Below are 17,622 nucleotides of genomic sequence, written 5' to 3' on the forward strand. Positions count from 1 at the left end.
GCTCCAACACCTCGCGAGTGCATCAGTACTGGTAACGCAACAACGCCTTTGGCAGTGCATGCAGGGCAAAGAACGCCAGCAACGCGACGCAGGCCGGCAGCACCAGCCACCACACCCGTTGCGGCAGCGCCACCAGCGGTTGGCGATGCTGTACCAGGGTCAGGCTCGCCGCGCACACGCAGCACGCCAGCAGTGCCCCGGCCAGGATGTCGGTCGGCCAGTGCGCCCCGAGGTACACCCGCGACAAGGCGATCGCCAGTGCCGGCAGGCAGCCCAGCATGACCCAGGTCAGGCGCATGCGCGGTGGCTGCCCGCGACCGGCCAGTACCGCCAGCACCAGGAAGAAGGCGAAGGATGCCGAGCTGTGGCCGCTGGGCATGCTGTAACTGGTCAGCGGATCGACCAGCACTTCGGGGCGGGCGCGGGCGAACAGCCATTTCAAGGTGCCATTGGCGGCGGCGGTGCCGATCAGCGTCGCCCCGGCGAACAAGGCATGGCGCCATTGCCGGGCCAGCAGCAGCAGGCCGGTGAGCAGGCCGCCCAGGAAGAACTGGGTGCGGAAGTCGCCCAGGCGGGTGATCAGCACCACGGCGCCGTCGATGACCTGGCTGCGGTGTTCCTGGACCAGGGTCATCACGCCCTGGTCGAACTCGTTCAGGTATGGCCAGCCGATGAACAACGCCGCCACGGCCAGGCCGCTGAGGGCGGCGATCAGGCGGGTGCCATGGCGCTGGTCGCGGATGCTGGTGCTCAGGCTCAGGCCGATCAGTACCGCCAGGGTGCCGACGACGATTCCGGCGTCCAGCCAGAACCCTTCCGGCAGTGGCAGGCGCATGGCCGCGCCGGTGGCCCAGCCCGGCAGCAGGTAGGCCACCGACCAGCCGGCGCCGGCCACCAGGCTCACGGCGATGAAGCGCGGCAGCGGCATGTCGAACATGCCGGCAACCATCGGCAGCATCGGCCGTAGCGGGCCGATGAAGCGGCCGACCAGCAGGCTGGCGATGCCGTAGCGCTGGAAGTACGCCTCGGCGCTGCCGATCCACTGCGGGTGGCTGCGCAGCAGCGGCAGGCGGCGGATGTTCTGATGGAAGTACTTGCCGATGCCATAGGAGATCGCATCGCCCAGCACGCCGCCGAGGAAGCCCAGCAGCAACGTCTCGCCGAGGCTGAAGGCGCCGCTGCCGGCCAGCACGGCGACGGCGAACAGCAGCACGGTGCCGGGCACGATGATGCCGGCGATGGCCAGGCATTCAACGCAGGCCACGATGAAGATGGCCAGGCCCAGCCACTGCGGGTTGGCGCCAAGCCAGGCGGTCAGGCTGTCCAGCCATTGGCCCATGGTTCAGTTTCCTTGTTCGAGCATGAAGAAGTCTTTCCCTTCGACCTGGCCGCGGCGCAGCGGGTTTCGGGTGCAGAAGCGCGCGTAGTCGGCATCGACGAAGCGGTAGGGCAGGTGTTCATCGCGGCCGTGGGGGATGCCCAGGCGGGTGGTCTGGATCACCCTCGGCACCTGTATGGCGCAGTCCTCGACATACAGGCGCTCGGGGTCGAAGCGCCGGGCGTCCCAGTGCGGCACCTTCAGGCCCATGGCCCGGCACAGCAAGGTCTGGCCGTTGCACAGACGCTCGGGAGGGCGCAGGTTGCCGCTGGCGTCGGGATTGTTCAGTTGCATCCGGGCCAGGCTGTTAGCGTCGGACATGGCGTCGGTCCACGGGTAGGCGGACTTGATCAGCACCGCGTTGCCTGGGCCGTGGGCGCTGAAGTTCAGCGAGTCGCCGCCACGGGCGTAGTACATGTAGATGTGCCCGCCGTCGAGGAACAGCGCCTTGCGCTTCTCGGTGAAGCCCAGGGAGGCGTGGCTGCCCTTGTCGGTCAGGTAGTAGGCCTCGGTCTCGATGATCCGCGCCGCCAGCCAGAGATCGCCGTGGCGATGGCGGATGACCTTGCCCAGCAGCTCGCGGGCGAGGGTCTGGGCATCGCGGTCGAAGAAGCTGTCGGGCAAGGCCCGGGCCGGGCAGGGGGCTGGAGCGGACATACGCACGGTTCGTGGCTGTGAAGGCGGCGATGATAGCAATGAATGGCTTAATCGAGGCTGAATCAGATTGACGCCATGGCAGGGCATTTCCGCTTTCGCCATCGGGCTGCATGCCCCAAAGGGCGTGGGCGCCGGCTTTCCCCTTGCTGGGGTTGGGGTGTTTTTCGATACGGGTGGTTACATCTTTCCTACACATTCCTTCCAGCATTTTCTACCATCCGCCACCCGCCGCTGGGCGTACCCGAGCGCTCCAGTTATAATCAGCCGATTTCCCCTTTGCCAAGACATCGAGCCCATGACCGAGTCCGTTCTTGACTACATGACCCGCCTGGGTCGCGCCGCCCGTGAGGCCTCGCGGGTGATCGGCCGTGCCAGCACCGCGCAGAAGAACCGCGCCCTGCAGGCCGCCGCCGACGCCCTCGACGCGGCCCGCGACGCGCTCACCGCAGCCAACGAACAGGACTTGGCCAACGGTCGCAAGAACGGCCTGGAGCCGGCGCTGCTCGACCGCCTGGCACTCACCCCCGCACGCATCGACGGCATGATCACCGGCCTGCGCCAGGTGGCCAGCCTGCCGGACCCGGTCGGCGCCATCCGCGACATGAGCTACCGTCCGTCGGGCATCCAGGTCGGCAAGATGCGCGTGCCGCTGGGTGTCATCGGCATCATCTACGAGTCGCGCCCCAACGTGACCATCGACGCCGCCAGCCTGTGCCTGAAGTCGGGCAACGCCACCATTCTGCGTGGCGGCTCCGAGGCCATCCACTCCAACCGCGCCATCGCCACCTGCATCCAGCGTGGCCTGGCCGAGGCCGGCCTGCCGCCGGCGGTGGTGCAGGTGGTCGAGACCACCGACCGTGAGGCCGTGGGCGCGCTAATCAGCATGCCGGAGTTCGTCGACGTGATCGTCCCGCGCGGCGGTCGTGGCCTGATCGAGCGCATCAGTCGCGATGCCCGGGTGCCAGTGATCAAGCACCTGGACGGCATCTGCCATGTCTTCGTCGATGCCCACGCCGATCTGGACAAGGCCTGGCGCGTGGCTTTCAACGCCAAGACCTACCGCTACGGCATCTGCGGCGCCATGGAAACCCTGCTGGTTGACCAGGCCGTGGCTGAGCGCTTCCTGCCGGAAATGGCCCGCCGCTTTCACGACAAGGGCGTCGAGCTGCGCGGCTGCGAGCGCACCCGGGCGATCATCGACGCCAAGCCGGCCAGCGAAGACGACTGGCACACCGAATACCTCGACGCGATCCTGTCGATCCGCGTTGTCGACGGCCTGGAGCAGGCCATCGAGCACATCAACCACTACGGTTCGCACCACACCGACGCGATCATCACCGAGCACCAGGGGCAGTCCCGGCGTTTCATCGCCGAGGTCGACTCGGCATCGGTCATGCTCAACACCCCGACCTGCTTCGCCGACGGCTTCGAGTACGGCCTGGGCGCGGAGATCGGCATCTCCACCGACAAGCTGCACGCCCGCGGCCCGGTCGGCCTGGAAGGCCTGACCTGCGAGAAGTACGTGGTGATCGGTGACGGCCAGCTGCGCGGCCAGGAGTCGTGCTGAGTTGAGCAACGCGGTGGCAGTCCGGCGTATCGGCATTCTCGGCGGGACCTTCGACCCGGTGCATATCGGCCACCTGCGCAGCGCGCTGGAAGTGGCCGAGTTCATGCGCCTCGACGAACTGCGCCTGCTGCCCAACGCCCGCCCGCCGCACCGCGACACGCCGCAGGTGTCGGCCCAGGACCGCCTGGCCATGGTGCGTAGTGCCGTGCAGGGCGTCGAGCGCCTGAGCGTGGATGACCGCGAGCTGGCCCGCGACAAGCCGTCGTACACCATCGACACCCTTGAATCGATCCGTGCGCAGCTGCACGCGCACGACCAGTTGTTCCTGGTGCTGGGTTGGGACGCGTTCTGCGGCCTGCCCAGCTGGCATCGCTGGGAAGAACTGCTGCAACACTGTCACATCCTGGTGCTGCAACGCCCGGATGCCGATGTCGAACCCCCCGACGCGCTGCGCAACTTGCTGGCGGCGCGCTCGGAGAGCGATCCCACCGCCATGTCCGGCCCGGCGGGGCACATTTCGTTCGTCTGGCAGACCCCGCTCGCGGTGTCCGCCACACAGATCCGACAGCTGCTGGCCAGCGGCAAGTCGGCGCGGTTCCTGGTGCCGGACGCAGTACTGGCCTATATCGAGGCACACGACCTGTATCGTGTGTCCAACTGACGGCGCCCGCTGGCGCCTCAATCAATGAGTTGAACGAGTTTTATATGACCAAGCAGAAAATTTACGGCGAAGAACTGGTCGCAGTGACCAAGGCCGCGCTGGAAGACGTCAAGGCCCAGGACATCCAGGTCATCGACGTGCGCGAAAAGCACAGCCTGACCGACTACATGATCATTGCCACCGGTACCTCCAACCGCCAGATCAACGCCATGGCGGAAAAGGTCCGTGAGGCGGTCAAGGCCAAGGGCGCTCAACCGCTGGGCGAAGAAGGCAAAGGCGACAGTGATTGGGTGCTGCTGGACCTCAACGACGTCATCGTCCACATGATGACCGCCGCTGCCCGCCAGTTCTACGACCTGGAGCGCCTGTGGCAGGGTGCCGAGCAAAGCCGTGCCGCCGATGGCAAGCACCACAGCCCGGAACACGCCCACGAGTATTCCGAGAAGCTCAAGGACCGGGAATAAGGAAGCGCCGTGCGTCTGCGTCTGATCGCGGTCGGCTCGCGCATGCCCAAGTGGGTCGAGGAAGGCTGGCATGAGTATGCCAAGCGCCTGCCCCCGGAGCTTGCGCTGGAGCTGGTGGAAATCCCGCTGAACACCCGCGGCAAGAATGCCGATGTCGCCCGCCTGATCCGTCAGGAGGGCGAGGCGATGCTGAGCAAGGTGCAGCCTGGGGAGCGCATCGTCACCCTCGAGGTCCATGGCAAGCCCTGGAGTACCGAGCAACTGGCGAGCGAGCTGGACCGTTGGCGCCTGGATGCGCGCACGGTCAACCTGATGGTGGGCGGCCCGGAGGGGCTGGCGCCGGAGGTCTGCGCGCGCAGCGAACAGCGCTGGTCGCTGTCGCCGCTGACGTTGCCGCACCCATTGGTAAGGATACTCATCGGCGAGCAGATCTACCGCGCCTGGACCGTGTTGTCCGGGCATCCCTACCACAAATGAACCTGTAAGCCTGTCCGATGCCGCAGCAGATCCGCCTCAAGGACCACGAGAAAGACGCCCGCCTGGTGCGCAACCGCGTTGTCGTGGGCGCCGTGGCGGTGGTGCTGCTCGTCTGCGTGCTGATCGCCCGGCTGTATTACCTGCAGGTCATCCAGTACGACTATCACTCGACGCTGTCGGAGAACAATCGGGTGCATGTGCAGCCGATTCCGCCGACCCGAGGGCTGATCTTCGACCGTAACGGTGTGGTGGTGGCGGACAACCGCCCCAGCTTCAGCCTGGTGATGACCCGCGAGCGCGCCGGCAATGCCGGCAAATGGCAAGACGTGCTGGATGTGATCGTCGAAGTGCTCGAACTCACCCCCGACGACCGTGCCCTGTTCGAGAAGCGCATGAAGCAGGGGCGTCGGCCATTCGAGCCGGTGCCGATCCTGTTCGAGTTGAACGAGGAGCAGATTGCCCGCATCGCGGTCAACCAGTTCCGCTTGCCCGGCGTGGAAGTGGCGGCGCAACTGGTTCGCCATTATCCCCAGGGCGCGCATTTCGCCCATTCGGTGGGCTATGTCGGACGGATCAACGAGAAGGAACTCAAGACCCTCGACCCGGTGAACTACAGCGGCACCCACCACATCGGCAAGACCGGCATCGAACGCTTCTACGAAGACGAGCTGCATGGCCAGGTGGGCTACGAGGAGGTCGAGACCAACGCCCGTGGTCGCGTGCTGCGAGTGCTCAAGCGCACCGACCCGAAGCCGGGCAAGGACATCGTGCTGAGTCTGGACATCAAGCTGCAGGAGGCTGCCGAGCAGGCTCTGGGCGGGCGCCGTGGCGCCATCGTCGCCCTCGATCCGCGCACTGGCGAAGTGCTGGCCATGGTCAGCCAGCCGAGCTTCGACCCCAACCTGTTCGTCACCGGCATCGGCTTCAAGGCTTACGCCGAACTGCGCGATTCGATCGACCGGCCACTGTTCAACCGCGTGCTGCGCGGCCTCTACCCGCCAGGCTCGACCATCAAGCCGGCGGTGGCGATCGCCGGTCTGGACAGCGGCGTGGTGACGGCGGGCAGCCGGGTGTTCGACCCGGGCTACTACCAACTGCCCAACTACGATCACAAATACCGCAACTGGAACCGCACCGGCGATGGCTGGGTCGATCTGGATGTGGCGATCATGCGATCAAACGACACGTACTTCTACGATCTTGCACACAAGATGGGGATCGATCGGTTGTCCAGCTACATGAACAAGTTCGGTATCGGGCAGAAGGTCGCCCTGGACATGTTCGAGGAGTCGCCCGGGTTGATGCCTTCCCGTGAATGGAAGCGCGCCACCCGCCGCCAAGCCTGGTTCCCCGGCGAAACCCTGATCCTCGGCATCGGCCAGGGCTATATGCAGACCACGCCGCTGCAGTTGGCCCAGGCCACCGCGCTGATTGCCAACAAAGGCGTGTGGAACCGTCCACACCTGGCCAAGACCATCGAAGGCCAGCCCCCAGTGGACGAGAACCCCATGGAAAACATCGTCCTGCGCGACAAGTCGGACTGGGCCAGGGTCACTCACGGCATGGAGCAGGTGATGCACGGCGCCCGCGGCACCGCTCGCAAGGCCGCCATTGGTTCGCAGTACCGCATCGCCGGCAAGAGCGGTACCGCTCAGGTGGTGGCGATCAAGCAGGGGGAGAAGTACGACCGCAACAAACTCCAGGAACGCCACCGCGACCATGCGCTGTTCGTCGCCTTTGCCCCGGCCGACGATCCGCGGATCGTGGTCTCGGTGATGGTCGAGAACGGCGAGTCCGGCTCCGGCGTCGCCGCCCCCGTGGTGCGCCAGGTCATGGATGCCTGGCTGCTTGACGAGAACGGCCGGCTCAAGCCCGAGTTCGCCCCTGCCACAGTCGCCCAGGAATCGGCCCAGTGAAGAACAACTTCGACCGCATGCTCTCCAGCGAGGACGTGATGCGCAGGCGCGCCAGCTTCCTGCAGCGCATTCATATCGACGGCCCCTTGCTGCTCATCCTGCTGACGCTCGCCGCTGGCAGCCTGTTCGTGCTGTATTCGGCCAGCGGCAAGAACTGGGACCTGTTGATGAAGCAGGCCAGCTCGTTCGGCATCGGCCTGGTGTCGATGTTCATCATCGCCCAGCTCGAGCCGCGCTTCATGGCGCGCTGGGTGCCGCTGGCCTACCTGGCCGGGGTGTTCCTGCTGGTCGTGGTGGACGTCATGGGCCACAACGCCATGGGCGCGACGCGCTGGATCAACATTCCTGGGGTGATCCGCTTCCAGCCCTCGGAATTCATGAAGATCATCATGCCGGCGACCATCGCCTGGTACCTGTCCAAGCGCACCTTGCCGCCTCACCTCAAGCATGTGGCGATCAGCCTGGTCCTGATTGGCGTGCCGTTCATCCTCATCGTGCGCCAGCCGGACCTGGGCACGGCGCTGTTGATCCTCGCCTCCGGCGCTTTCGTGCTGTTCATGGGCGGCCTGCGCTGGCGCTGGATCGTCAGCGTGATCGCAGCGGCGGTGCCGGTGGCGGTGGCGATGTGGTTCTTCGTCATGCACGACTACCAGAAGCAGCGCGTACTGACCTTTCTCGACCCGGAAAGCGACCCGCTGGGCACCGGCTGGAACATCATCCAGTCCAAGGCGGCGATCGGTTCGGGCGGGGTGTTTGGCAAGGGCTGGCTGCTGGGCACCCAGTCGCACCTGGACTTCCTGCCGGAAAGCCACACCGACTTCATCATCGCCGTGCTCGGCGAGGAGTTCGGCCTGGTCGGCATCTGTCTGCTGCTGCTGATCTACATCCTGCTGATTGGCCGCGGGTTGATGATCACGGCTCAGGCCCAGACCCTGTTCGGCAAGCTGCTCGCGGGCAGCCTGACCATGACCTTCTTTGTTTATGTGTTCGTCAATATCGGTATGGTCAGCGGCCTCCTGCCCGTGGTGGGCGTGCCGCTGCCCTTCATCAGCTATGGCGGAACTTCGTTGGTGACGCTGCTGTCAGCGTTTGGCGTTCTCATGTCGATCCATACGCACCGCAAGTGGATTGCACAGGTTTGAAAAAGGTGAAGAATTTCATGCAAGCAGTGCGTGGCTGGGCTGCCCGCCTGGCGCCGTGGTTCGGCGCGATGGGGCTGTTCGGCGCAATCCAGCAGGCCAATGCCGGCGACTACGATGGCTCGCCGCAGGTGGCCGAGTTCGTTGGCGAGATGACCCGCGACTACGGCTTTGCCGGGGAGCAGCTGATGGGCGTGTTCCGCGAGGTGCAACGCAAGCAGGCGATCCTCGACGCGATTTCGCGGCCGGCCGAGCGCGTCAAACCGTGGAAGGAGTACCGCCCGATGTTCATCACCGACGCGCGCATCGCCCGCGGTGTGGACTTCTGGCGCCAGCACGAAGCCGTGCTGGCCCGCGCCGAGCAGGAATACGGTGTGCCGGCGCAATACATCGTCGCGATCATCGGCGTGGAGACCTTCTTCGGCCGCAACACCGGCAACTACCGGGTCATCGATGCCCTGTCCACGCTCGGTTTCGACTACCCGCCGCGGGCCGAATTCTTCCGCAAGGAGCTACGCGAGTTCCTCCTGCTGGCCCGCGAGGAACAGCTCGATCCGCTTACGCTCAAGGGTTCCTACGCCGGCGCCATGGGCCTGCCGCAGTTCATGCCGAGTAGCTTCCGCGCCTATGCCGTGGACTTCGACGGCGACGGCCACATCAATATCTGGAACAACCCGGACGATGCCATCGGCAGTGTCGCCAGCTACTTCAAGCGCCACGGCTGGGTGCCCGGGGAGCCTGTGGTCAGCCGCGCCGACGTGGCCGGCGCGCGGGCCGACGAAGGCCTGACCACCGGCATCGAGCCGACCAGGACTGTCGCGCAGTTGCGGGCGCTGGGCTGGTCGGGTCATGATGCGTTGCGCGATGATCTGCCGGTCACCGCCTTCCGCCTGGAAGGCGCGGATGGCCCCGAGTACTGGATGGGCCTGAAAAACTTCTACGCGATCACTCGCTACAACCGCAGCGTGATGTATGCCATGGCGGTGCATCAGCTTTCGGAACAGCTGGTTCTGGCACGGGGCGTCAAGTAAATGCGCGAACTCTTCACCGTCAATACCGCAAAACTGCTCACCTGCGTCGCCGTCGGCCTGGTACTGGCCAGTTGCTCGTCGAGCCGGCCCTCCACCCCGCAGAGCGGCAACACCGTGCGTGCGCAGCCGGGCCTGGACATCAACCGCGCGCACAAGGACGGCGCGCCTTGGTGGGATGTGGACGTGAACAAGATCCCCGACGCCACGCCGACCGTGCATACCGGCAACTACAAGGCCAACCCCTACACGGTGCTGGGCAAGACCTACTACCCGATGCAGGACTCGCGCAACTACCGCGCCGAGGGTACTGCCTCCTGGTACGGCACCAAGTTCCATGGGCAGAACACCGCCAACGGTGAGCTGTACGACCTGTATGGCATGAGCGCGGCGCACAAGACCCTGCCGCTGCCTGCCTACGTGCGGGTGACCAACCTGGCCAACGGCCGTAGCGTGATCCTGCGGGTCAATGACCGTGGCCCGTTCTACTCCGACCGCATCATCGACCTGTCCTACGCCGCGGCCAAGAAGCTCGGCTATGCCGAGATCGGCACTGCCCATGTACGCGTCGAAGGCATCGATCCGCAGCAATGGTGGGCCCAGCGTGGCCAGCAGCCGCCGATGGTGCTCAAGGAGCCGCAGGTGGCCCAGGCCCAGCCGCTTCCTGCCAGCACCGGTCGGGTCGAGCAGTGGACCCCGCCGCCGCAACAGCACGCGGCGCCGGTGGTGCCGGTGCAGGTGGGTGGCAACAACGTGCCGAACGCCAGCGGTGGCAGCATCCTGCAAGTGGGCGCGTTTGCCAACCCGGATGCTGCCGAGTTGCTGCGCTCGAAGCTGAGCACCATGGTCAGCGCACCGGTGTTCATCAGCTCGGTGGTGCGCAACCAGCAGACCTTGCACCGGGTGCGCCTGGGGCCGATCAACAGCCAGGGTGAGATCCAGCAGGCGCAGGACAGCATTCGCCTGGCCAATCTCGGCCAGGCCAAGGTCGTCACTGATTGAGAGCAATCGCGGGGCAAGCCCGCTCCCACGTTCCGCCTTGCAGATGGCGTGGGAGCGGGCTTGCCCCGCGATGAATCGACACGCCGACCTGTCGGTTTGTTCATGAATTGCCGGGCAATGACATGTACAATGCCCGCTTTTGCCCGCAGCGGCATTACGTCGCACTGTCGGGCCAGGCCATCGGCCATAAAACTAGACTGACGGGGCGCTGGGCAAACGAACTTGCCCACGGAACATCAGACCATTAGCGATTTACGAGAGACGGATGAACATCACCAACCTTGCCAAACGACTTTGCCTGCCCGTTCTGCTGATGATCATGCCCGCTGCGTTCGCAGCGGAGCAGATGATGCCGGCACCACCGCAACTGGCCGCCAAGTCCTATGTACTGATGGACGCGTCCAGCGGCAACGTGCTGGTCGAGAACAACGGTGACGAACGCCTGCCGCCGGCCAGCCTGACCAAGCTGATGACCGCCTACATCGCCACCCTCGACATCCGTCGCGGTCAGATCGGCGAGAACGACCCGGTGACCGTCAGCGAGAACGCCTGGCGTACCGGCGGTTCGCGCATGTTCATCAAGGTCGGCAGCCAGGTGACCGTCAGCGACCTGCTGCACGGCATCATCATCCAGTCTGGCAACGATGCCTCGGTCGCCCTGTCCGAGCACATCGCCGGCAGCGAAGACGCCTTCGCCGACATGATGAACAAGACCGCCGCCGACCTGGGCATGGCCAACAGCCACTTCATGAACCCGACCGGCCTGCCGAACCCGGAGCACTACTCCTCGGCCCACGACATGGCCCTGCTGGCGCGCGCGATCATCAACGAAGATCCGGCGCACTACGCCATCTACTCGCAGAAAGAGTTCTTCTGGAACAACATCAAGCAGCCTAACCGCAACCTGCTGCTGTGGCGCGACAAGACCGTCGATGGCCTGAAGACTGGCCACACCGACGAAGCCGGCTACTGCATGGTCGCCTCGGCCGTGCGTGACGGCCAGCGCCTGATCGCCGTGGTGTTCGGCACCAACAGCGAGCAGTCCCGCGCCGCCGAGACCCAGAAGCTGCTGACCTACGGTTTCCGCTTCTTCGAAACCCAGACCTTCTACCAGAAAGGTACCGAGCTGACCCAGGCCCAGGTATGGAAAGGCGCGACCAATCAGGTGAAAGCCGGCCTGGCCAACGACCTGACCATGACCATGCCTAAAGGCCAATTGAAACGCCTCCAGGCTTCGATGACCATGAATCCGCAACTGACCGCTCCAATCGCCAAAGGTGACGTGATCGGCAAAGTGGAAGTCAAACTGGACGAGAAAGTGGTTCACAGCGCTGACCTCATCGCCCTCGACGGCGTGGAGGAAGCTGGTTTCTTCGGCCGTATGTGGGATAGCATCCGCCTGTTCTTCTACGGTTTGTTCAACTGATACGTGACCTGCACGCCCCCGTGAACCAGGCGGGGGCGATGTTGCTGCCACGGCTTACGAGGCCGTTTCCGCCATGAGCGAAGAAGACGTCAAGTCGCACAAGATCGAATTCCCCTGCGAGGACTACCCGATCAAGGTGATCGGCGACACCGTTGTCGGTTTCCGCGACACCGTGATCGAGATCCTCAGCAAGCACGCCAAGGTCGACCTGTCGACCCTGGCCGAGCGCCAGAGCAAGGAAGGCAAGTACACCACGGTACAACTGCATATCGTTGCCGAGAGCGAGAACCAGCTGCACGACATCAACAGTGCCCTGCGTGCCACCGGCATCGTGAAAATGGTGCTGTGATGTCCGGTGTGCTCGGTATTCGCGATCTTGGCCTGCAGCCCTATGAACCGGTGCTGGAGGCCATGCGCCGCTTTACCGAGCAACGCGGCCCGGACAGCCAGGACGAAGTCTGGCTGGTCGAGCACCCGCCGGTATTCACCCAGGGCCAGGCCGGCAAGGCCGAGCACCTGCTGATCCCGGGGGAAATCCCGGTGGTGCAGACTGACCGCGGCGGCCAGGTCACCTACCACGGCCCCGGCCAACTGGTGGCCTACCTGCTGTTGGATGTGCGGCGCCTGAGCATCGGCGTGCGCGAGCTGGTCAGCCGCATCGAGCAGACGCTCATCGACCTGCTCGCCAGCTACGGTGTGCAGGCCGCGGCCAAGCCCGATGCCCCGGGCGTCTACGTCGATGGCGCGAAGATCGCGTCCCTTGGCCTTCGAATTCGCAACGGTCGTTCCTTCCACGGCCTTGCCCTGAACGTGGACATGGACCTTGCGCCATTCCGCCGAATCAACCCCTGTGGGTATGCGGGGCTGGCCATGACCCAGCTGCGTGACCTGGCAGGCCCGATCGAACTCGACGAGGTCAGGACAAGGCTGCGCGGACAGCTGGTCAGGCACCTCGACTATGCTGAGCAGACGACCCTCACGGGCGGAATCGACTGATTATGACAACTGTGCAAGAAGCCGTGCCGAACCTGATCCCCACGCAAGACGTGACTCCGCGCCCTGCGCCCAAAAAAGTCGAGGCCGGCGTGAAACTGCGCGGCGCCGAGAAGGTGGCGCGCATCCCGGTGAAAATCATCCCCACCGAAGAGCTGCCGAAAAAGCCCGACTGGATTCGCGTACGCATCCCGGTTTCGCCGGAGGTCGACCGCATCAAGCAACTGCTGCGCAAGCACAAGCTGCACAGCGTGTGCGAAGAGGCCTCCTGCCCGAACCTGGGCGAGTGCTTCTCCGGCGGCACCGCGACCTTCATGATCATGGGCGACATCTGCACCCGCCGCTGCCCGTTCTGCGACGTTGGCCACGGCCGTCCGAAGCCCCTGGACCTGGACGAGCCGAAGAACCTGGCCATCGCCATCGCCGACTTGCGTCTGAAGTACGTGGTGATCACCTCGGTGGACCGCGACGACCTGCGTGACGGCGGTGCCCAGCACTTCGCCGACTGCATCCGCGAAATCCGTGCGCTGTCGCCGGGCGTCCAGCTGGAAACCCTGGTACCGGACTACCGTGGGCGCATGGACGTGGCGCTGGAAATCACCGCGCAGACCCCGCCGGACGTGTTCAACCACAACCTCGAGACCGTGCCGCGCCTGTACAAGGCCGCGCGTCCTGGCTCGGACTACGACTGGTCGCTGGACCTGCTGCAGAAGTTCAAGCAGATGGTCCCGCACGTGCCGACCAAGTCCGGCCTGATGCTGGGCCTGGGCGAGACCGACGACGAGGTGATCGAGGTCATGCACCGGATGCGCGAGCACGACATCGACATGCTGACCCTCGGCCAGTACCTGCAGCCGTCGCGCAACCACCTGCCGGTACAGCGCTTCGTGCACCCGGACACCTTCGCCTGGTTCGCCGAGGAAGGTTACAAGATGGGCTTCAAGAACGTCGCCTCCGGCCCGCTGGTGCGCTCGTCGTACCACGCCGATCAGCAGGCCCACGAAGCCAAGATCAAGCTCTGAACCGGGCTTGAGCGGGACATGCCGATGCGCGCCGGAAGGCGGCATCGGCATTTTTGTTTTTGAGCGATCTGTTTCAAGCGACAAGCTGCAAGGAGTGGCGCGATGAACTGCCTGGAAACTGCTGAATACCTGTTGCCCAAGGCCTTGCCTGACAACGCCTGCTTCGCCATCGTCGCACCGGCTGGGCCGGCGCGGCTGGATACCGACAAGGCCCGTCAATGGTTCGAAGAGCGTGGTCAGCAATGCCGCATCTACCCTGGAGTGCTGCAGGCGGACGGTTACCTTGCCGGCGGCGACGAGCAGCGCCTGCGCGACCTGCACGATGCGTTCAGTGCCCCGGATATCGACGCCATCCTGTGCATGCGCGGCGGTTACGGCAGCATGCGCCTGCTGGACCGCATCGACTTCGAACTGATCCGTCGCCGTCCCAAGCCGTTGGTAGGTTACAGCGACATCACCGCCCTGCATTCGGCGCTCAACCGACATGCCGGGATGCTGGCCTTCCATGGCGCCATGCTCAATGCCGACCTGCTGGGGGGCAAGCTTGAGCCGACCGTCAGCTCACTGTTCGGGCAATTGCGGGGGCGTCTGGGGGCGGGCGATGCTATTGGCCATCCTGTCGAGTTCCCGCTCACCAGCGTGGTGCCCGGGGCTGCCAGCGGGCGTCTGGTGGGTGGCAACCTGTCGCTGCTCGGTGCCACGCTGGGGACGCTGGCGCAAGTCGATACCCAGGACAGCATCCTGTTTATCGAGGACGTCAACGAGCCGCTCTACCGTGTCGACCGGCTACTGACCCAGCTGCGCCTGGCCGGCAAGCTGGAAGGGGTGCGAGGAGTGCTGGTGGGGGACTTTGCCGGGATCACGGTGGCGGCGTTGACGCCGCTGCTGTTGGATATCTTCGGTCCGCTCGGGGTGCCGGTGCTGGCCGGGTGGCGCAGTGGGCACTGTGATCCGAATGTGTGCTTGCCGTTGGGTGCAAAAGTGCGGCTGGATGCCGAAGAGCAGAGTCTGGTGCTGTTGCAGGATCTGTTCAGGGGTTGAGATCGCTTGGGCTGCTTGGCAGCCCAATTCGGTCTGTACCGCGAATGGGGCGCAGAGCGCCCCCGCGTTCCTCTAGCGACGCAGGCTATCGAGCAGCTTGTGCGTCGGATACCCATCCGCTGGCCAACCCTGCGCCTGCTGGGCAGTGCGGATCGCCTTGCGGGTATTGGCGCCGATGATCCCATCCGGATTGCCTGCTTCATGCCCCTTGGCATTGAGCAAGGTCTGCAGCTCGATTCGTTCGCTGCGGCTCAATGGCAGGTCTTCTTTCGGCCAGCTGCCGGCAATGAACCCCCACCCGTAGAAGCGATCTCCCAGCAGGCTGACCGCCAGCGCGTAGGACGACGAATTGTTGTACTTGAGGATGGCGCGGAAGTTGTCCAGCACCAGGAACGCCGGCCCACGGGCGCCCGCAGGCAGCAGCAGGGCGGCGGACAGCTGGCTGCTGCCGGCGGGCAGCGTGGTACCGGCAGGCAGTTTCACGCCCAGCTGCAGCCATTCGCTGACACTCTTGCGCTGGCTGCCATCGGCCAGCCAGTAGTCGAAGCCGGCGGGCACCTGCACTTCGAAGCCCCAAGGCTGGCCACGCTTCCAGCCGGACGCCTGCAGGTAGTGCGCGGTGGATGCCAGGGCGTCGGCGGTGCTGTTCCAGATGTCGCGGCGGCCGTCACCGTCGAAGTCCACCGCGTGGGTAAGATAGGTGGTCGGGATGAACTGGGTCTGACCCATGGCGCCGGCCCAGGAGCCGCGCATCGCGTCGGGCTGGATGTCGCCGTTCTGCAGGATCTGCAGGGCGGCGATCAGCTGGTCCTGGGCGAACTGTGGGCGGCGGCCCTCATAGGCCAGGGTGGCCAGTGAGCGGATCACCGACTTGCTGCCCTGGAACTGGCCGAAGTTGCTTTCCATGCCCCATACCGAGACCAGGACCTGGCGATCGACACCGTAGCGCTGCTCGATGCGGGCCAGCAGCTCGGCATTTTGCTCGAGCAGTTTCTTGCCGTTGCGCACGCGCAGTGGCGACAGGGCGCCGTCCAGGTATTCCCAGACCGGGCGGGTGAACTCGGGCTGGCTGCGGTCGGCCTTGATCACGTCCATGTCCGGGGTGACGCCGAGGAAGGCGCGGTCGAACAGGTTGGCACTGATACCGGCCTGCAGGGCTTGCTGGCGGAAGCCGGCCTGCCATTGGGCGAAGGTCTGCAGGGGCTGGATTTCACTGCTTGCCTCGGGCGCGGTGCCGGGCAGGGTGACGACGGGAGCGGGCTGGGCGGGCGCCAGCGGCAGGGCGTCGGCGGCGGTGGGTTTCTCGGCGCAGGCGACGAGCAGGATGAAGCTTGTGGCCGCGATCAGCTGGCGGGGTTGCCAGCGGAGAGTGAGACGAGAGGGCATGCACGGATCCAGAATTGCAGGTCAGGTGCCGACCATACCATGCCTGCGCATTTCATGCCTTTCATGCCGCCATAAAGCAGGAAGCCTCCCAATCTCTCGATTGGAAGGCTTCGCGGCGGTAGCTGCCTTTGCCTTTTTCCGGCCGTTCCTGGCGGCAGCGGAACAGCGGTTGGGCGACGATGGACTTGGCCTTGTTGGGGCCGTGCTTTTTCGGCTTCTTGCTCATGGCGGGTTCCCGGTCTGGGTGGATGGCGGGCGCACTTTAGGCCTGTCGCGCTACGTGAGCCAATTGATTGTGTTTATGGCGGCGGACTGCCCGCGATGCGCTTTATTCGGCAGGCAGTGCCAAGCGCTGTCCGGCCATGAGCAGGGACAAGCGAGCCAGGCTGGTCCACGGCGAGCCCTCGGCCTGTCCCTTGATCTGCGCATCGATACGCTGGGCATCCTGCAGCAGCATGGCCCAGCGCTGCGCGGAGAGGCGCTGCAAGGCCTTGCTCACCAACGGACGACGTTTGTCCCACACCGGCGGGCGGGCCTGGCTGAATGCCTTGTCCAGCGGTACGCCCTGGCTGAACTGCTGTGCAAGCCCCGCCAGCAGGCGCAGCTCGCGGGCCAGGGCCCAGAGAATCACCGGCGGCTCCACGCCTTCGCCGCGCAACCCTTCGAGCATGCGCAAGGCATGGGCCGCCTCGCCGTTGAGAATGGCGTCAACCAGACCGAAGACATCAAAACGGGCACTGTCGGCGACGGCGGCCTGGACGGTCTCCACGGTGATCTGGTTGCCTTCGGCCAGCAGCTTGAGCTTTTCGATCTCCTGGGCGGCCGCCAGCAGGTTGCCCTCGACCCGAGCGGCAATCAGGTCGACAGCATCACGCTGGGCTGACAGGCCGGCCTGTGACAGGCGCTGGTTGATCCACTGCGGTAACTGCTGGGCGTCCACCGGCCAGATCTGTATGAACTGACAGTGCGCGCCTTCGATCAGCGCCTTGCCCCACTTGGTCTTCTGCGCGCTGCCGTCGAGCTTGGGCAGGCTGATCAGCAGCAGTGTGTCTTCGGCCGGATTGGCGCAGTATTCCATTAGCGCGGCGGCGCCCTTGTCGCCGGGCTTGCCCGAGGGCAGGCGCAGTTCCAGCAATCGGCGCTGGGCAAAGAGCGACAGGCTGGCGCCGGCCAGCAGCAGGTTGCCCCAGTCGAAATTGGCGTCGGCGCTGAACACCTGGCGTTCGTCATAGCCCTGCTGGCGCGCGGCGCTGCGGATGGCGTCGGCGGCTTCCTGGCACAGCAGCGGATCGTCGCCGCTGACGATATAGACAGGCGCCAACGGGCCTTGCAGGTGTTTGCTGAGTTGGGCGGGCGCGAGCTTCATGGGGAGAGGCGGGGCACCTCAGGTGCCCCGTTCAGGCTCAGGGAGCCGGGACTTCCAGTGGCGATTGCTGGGGTGTCTCGTCCTGGATGCGCTGGGCTT

Annotated in this window: 18 protein-coding genes; 13 read left to right on the forward strand and 5 right to left on the reverse strand. The window is 65.2% G+C overall.

Translation table 11 applies throughout. The features are described 5' to 3' along the window. Positions 1-22: 22 nt before the first annotated feature. Together CC207_RS04260 and CC207_RS04265 are read right to left on the reverse strand one after the other, a co-directional pair. Positions 23-1,339: a bifunctional DedA family/phosphatase PAP2 family protein gene (locus CC207_RS04260; protein ID WP_028690381.1), complete on the reverse strand. Its 1,317-nt coding sequence runs from the start codon at positions 1,337-1,339 to the stop codon at positions 23-25. 3 nt (positions 1,340-1,342) lie between these two features. After that, positions 1,343-2,035 (reverse strand): DNA-3-methyladenine glycosylase, encoded by a 693-nt coding sequence (locus CC207_RS04265; protein ID WP_069016293.1) that lies wholly within the window; start codon positions 2,033-2,035, stop codon positions 1,343-1,345. Positions 2,036-2,330: 295 nt separating this feature from the next. On the opposite strand from CC207_RS04265, the gene CC207_RS04270 reads away from it, so the two are divergent. From CC207_RS04270 to CC207_RS04330, 13 genes are all read left to right on the forward strand, one after another. Beyond that, positions 2,331-3,602, forward strand: a complete 1,272-nt coding sequence (locus CC207_RS04270) for a glutamate-5-semialdehyde dehydrogenase (protein ID WP_069016292.1) — start codon at positions 2,331-2,333, stop codon at positions 3,600-3,602. A gap of 1 nt (position 3,603) precedes the next feature. Then, positions 3,604-4,263 (forward strand): nicotinate-nucleotide adenylyltransferase, encoded by a 660-nt coding sequence (gene nadD, locus CC207_RS04275; RefSeq protein WP_028690384.1) that lies wholly within the window; start codon positions 3,604-3,606, stop codon positions 4,261-4,263. A gap of 44 nt (positions 4,264-4,307) precedes the next feature. Further along, positions 4,308-4,727, forward strand: coding sequence for a ribosome silencing factor (rsfS, locus tag CC207_RS04280; RefSeq protein WP_028690385.1), 420 nt, complete (start codon positions 4,308-4,310; stop codon positions 4,725-4,727). 9 nt (positions 4,728-4,736) lie between these two features. Continuing rightward, positions 4,737-5,204, forward strand: coding sequence for a 23S rRNA (pseudouridine(1915)-N(3))-methyltransferase RlmH (gene rlmH, locus CC207_RS04285; protein WP_062361946.1), 468 nt, complete (start codon positions 4,737-4,739; stop codon positions 5,202-5,204). 17 nt (positions 5,205-5,221) lie between these two features. Then, entirely contained in the window at positions 5,222-7,120 is a 1,899-nt protein-coding gene (gene mrdA / locus CC207_RS04290; RefSeq protein WP_028690386.1) for a penicillin-binding protein 2, read from the forward strand. A 38-nt stretch (positions 7,121-7,158) separates the two neighbouring features. After that, positions 7,159-8,262 (forward strand): rod shape-determining protein RodA, encoded by a 1,104-nt coding sequence (gene rodA, locus CC207_RS04295; protein WP_051555660.1) that lies wholly within the window; start codon positions 7,159-7,161, stop codon positions 8,260-8,262. A 17-nt stretch (positions 8,263-8,279) separates the two neighbouring features. Further along, entirely contained in the window at positions 8,280-9,290 is a 1,011-nt protein-coding gene (mltB, locus tag CC207_RS04300) for a lytic murein transglycosylase B (protein ID WP_028690388.1), read from the forward strand. Continuing rightward, positions 9,291-10,289 (forward strand): septal ring lytic transglycosylase RlpA family protein, encoded by a 999-nt coding sequence (locus tag CC207_RS04305; RefSeq protein ID WP_028690389.1) that lies wholly within the window; start codon positions 9,291-9,293, stop codon positions 10,287-10,289. Positions 10,290-10,554: 265 nt separating this feature from the next. Then, on the forward strand, positions 10,555-11,715 hold the full coding sequence (locus CC207_RS04310; protein WP_062361950.1) for a D-alanyl-D-alanine carboxypeptidase family protein: 1,161 nt from the start codon (positions 10,555-10,557) through the stop codon (positions 11,713-11,715). A gap of 73 nt (positions 11,716-11,788) precedes the next feature. Continuing rightward, the gene (locus CC207_RS04315; RefSeq protein ID WP_011535839.1) at positions 11,789-12,064 is read left to right on the forward strand and encodes a DUF493 domain-containing protein; all 276 of its coding nucleotides are present in this window, start codon (positions 11,789-11,791) and stop codon (positions 12,062-12,064) included. Next, positions 12,064-12,711, forward strand: coding sequence for a lipoyl(octanoyl) transferase LipB (gene lipB, locus CC207_RS04320; RefSeq protein WP_028690391.1), 648 nt, complete (start codon positions 12,064-12,066; stop codon positions 12,709-12,711). The genes CC207_RS04315 and lipB overlap by 1 nt, the downstream gene beginning before the upstream one ends. A 2-nt stretch (positions 12,712-12,713) precedes the next feature. Continuing rightward, on the forward strand, positions 12,714-13,730 hold the full coding sequence (lipA, locus tag CC207_RS04325) for a lipoyl synthase (RefSeq protein WP_028690392.1): 1,017 nt from the start codon (positions 12,714-12,716) through the stop codon (positions 13,728-13,730). A gap of 102 nt (positions 13,731-13,832) precedes the next feature. Continuing rightward, a complete protein-coding gene (locus CC207_RS04330; RefSeq protein WP_088851641.1) occupies positions 13,833-14,771 on the forward strand; it encodes an LD-carboxypeptidase in 939 nt (312 codons plus the stop codon). Positions 14,772-14,843: 72 nt separating this feature from the next. Here the strand turns inward: CC207_RS04330 and CC207_RS04335 are convergent, their stop codons facing one another. The 3 genes from CC207_RS04335 to holA all read right to left on the reverse strand — a co-directional run bounded on the left by CC207_RS04335 (position 14,844) and on the right by holA (position 17,523). Beyond that, on the reverse strand, positions 14,844-16,157 hold the full coding sequence (locus CC207_RS04335; RefSeq protein ID WP_028690394.1) for a lytic murein transglycosylase: 1,314 nt from the start codon (positions 16,155-16,157) through the stop codon (positions 14,844-14,846). Between the two features lie 61 nt (positions 16,158-16,218). After that, entirely contained in the window at positions 16,219-16,383 is a 165-nt protein-coding gene (gene arfA / locus CC207_RS04340) for an alternative ribosome rescue factor ArfA (RefSeq protein ID WP_028690395.1), read from the reverse strand. A gap of 102 nt (positions 16,384-16,485) precedes the next feature. Beyond that, entirely contained in the window at positions 16,486-17,523 is a 1,038-nt protein-coding gene (holA, locus tag CC207_RS04345) for a DNA polymerase III subunit delta (RefSeq protein ID WP_062361957.1), read from the reverse strand. Positions 17,524-17,622 lie beyond the last annotated feature (99 nt).

It is taken from the genome of Pseudomonas sp. DrBHI1, assembly GCF_002205115.1.
Lineage (GTDB): Bacteria > Pseudomonadota > Gammaproteobacteria > Pseudomonadales > Pseudomonadaceae > Aquipseudomonas > Aquipseudomonas mosselii.

What these genes read in the sequence shown, in the direction of transcription:
- mltB (WP_028690388.1), top strand. Translation starts at nt 8,280, where the DNA reads ATGCAAGCAGTGCGTGGCTGGGCTGCCCGCCTGGCGCCGTGGTTCGGC.
- CC207_RS04270 (WP_069016292.1), top strand. Translation starts at nt 2,331, where the DNA reads ATGACCGAGTCCGTTCTTGACTACATGACCCGCCTGGGTCGCGCCGCC.
- CC207_RS04335 (WP_028690394.1), bottom strand. Translation starts at nt 16,157, where the DNA reads ATGCCCTCTCGTCTCACTCTCCGCTGGCAACCCCGCCAGCTGATCGCG.
- CC207_RS04265 (WP_069016293.1), bottom strand. Translation starts at nt 2,035, where the DNA reads ATGTCCGCTCCAGCCCCCTGCCCGGCCCGGGCCTTGCCCGACAGCTTC.
- arfA (WP_028690395.1), bottom strand. Translation starts at nt 16,383, where the DNA reads ATGAGCAAGAAGCCGAAAAAGCACGGCCCCAACAAGGCCAAGTCCATC.
- mrdA (WP_028690386.1), top strand. Translation starts at nt 5,222, where the DNA reads ATGCCGCAGCAGATCCGCCTCAAGGACCACGAGAAAGACGCCCGCCTG.
- CC207_RS04315 (WP_011535839.1), top strand. Translation starts at nt 11,789, where the DNA reads ATGAGCGAAGAAGACGTCAAGTCGCACAAGATCGAATTCCCCTGCGAG.
- lipA (WP_028690392.1), top strand. Translation starts at nt 12,714, where the DNA reads ATGACAACTGTGCAAGAAGCCGTGCCGAACCTGATCCCCACGCAAGAC.
- CC207_RS04330 (WP_088851641.1), top strand. Translation starts at nt 13,833, where the DNA reads ATGAACTGCCTGGAAACTGCTGAATACCTGTTGCCCAAGGCCTTGCCT.
- lipB (WP_028690391.1), top strand. Translation starts at nt 12,064, where the DNA reads ATGTCCGGTGTGCTCGGTATTCGCGATCTTGGCCTGCAGCCCTATGAA.
- rodA (WP_051555660.1), top strand. Translation starts at nt 7,159, where the DNA reads ATGCGCAGGCGCGCCAGCTTCCTGCAGCGCATTCATATCGACGGCCCC.
- CC207_RS04305 (WP_028690389.1), top strand. Translation starts at nt 9,291, where the DNA reads ATGCGCGAACTCTTCACCGTCAATACCGCAAAACTGCTCACCTGCGTC.
- rsfS (WP_028690385.1), top strand. Translation starts at nt 4,308, where the DNA reads ATGACCAAGCAGAAAATTTACGGCGAAGAACTGGTCGCAGTGACCAAG.
- holA (WP_062361957.1), bottom strand. Translation starts at nt 17,523, where the DNA reads ATGAAGCTCGCGCCCGCCCAACTCAGCAAACACCTGCAAGGCCCGTTG.
- CC207_RS04260 (WP_028690381.1), bottom strand. Translation starts at nt 1,339, where the DNA reads ATGGGCCAATGGCTGGACAGCCTGACCGCCTGGCTTGGCGCCAACCCG.
- CC207_RS04310 (WP_062361950.1), top strand. Translation starts at nt 10,555, where the DNA reads ATGAACATCACCAACCTTGCCAAACGACTTTGCCTGCCCGTTCTGCTG.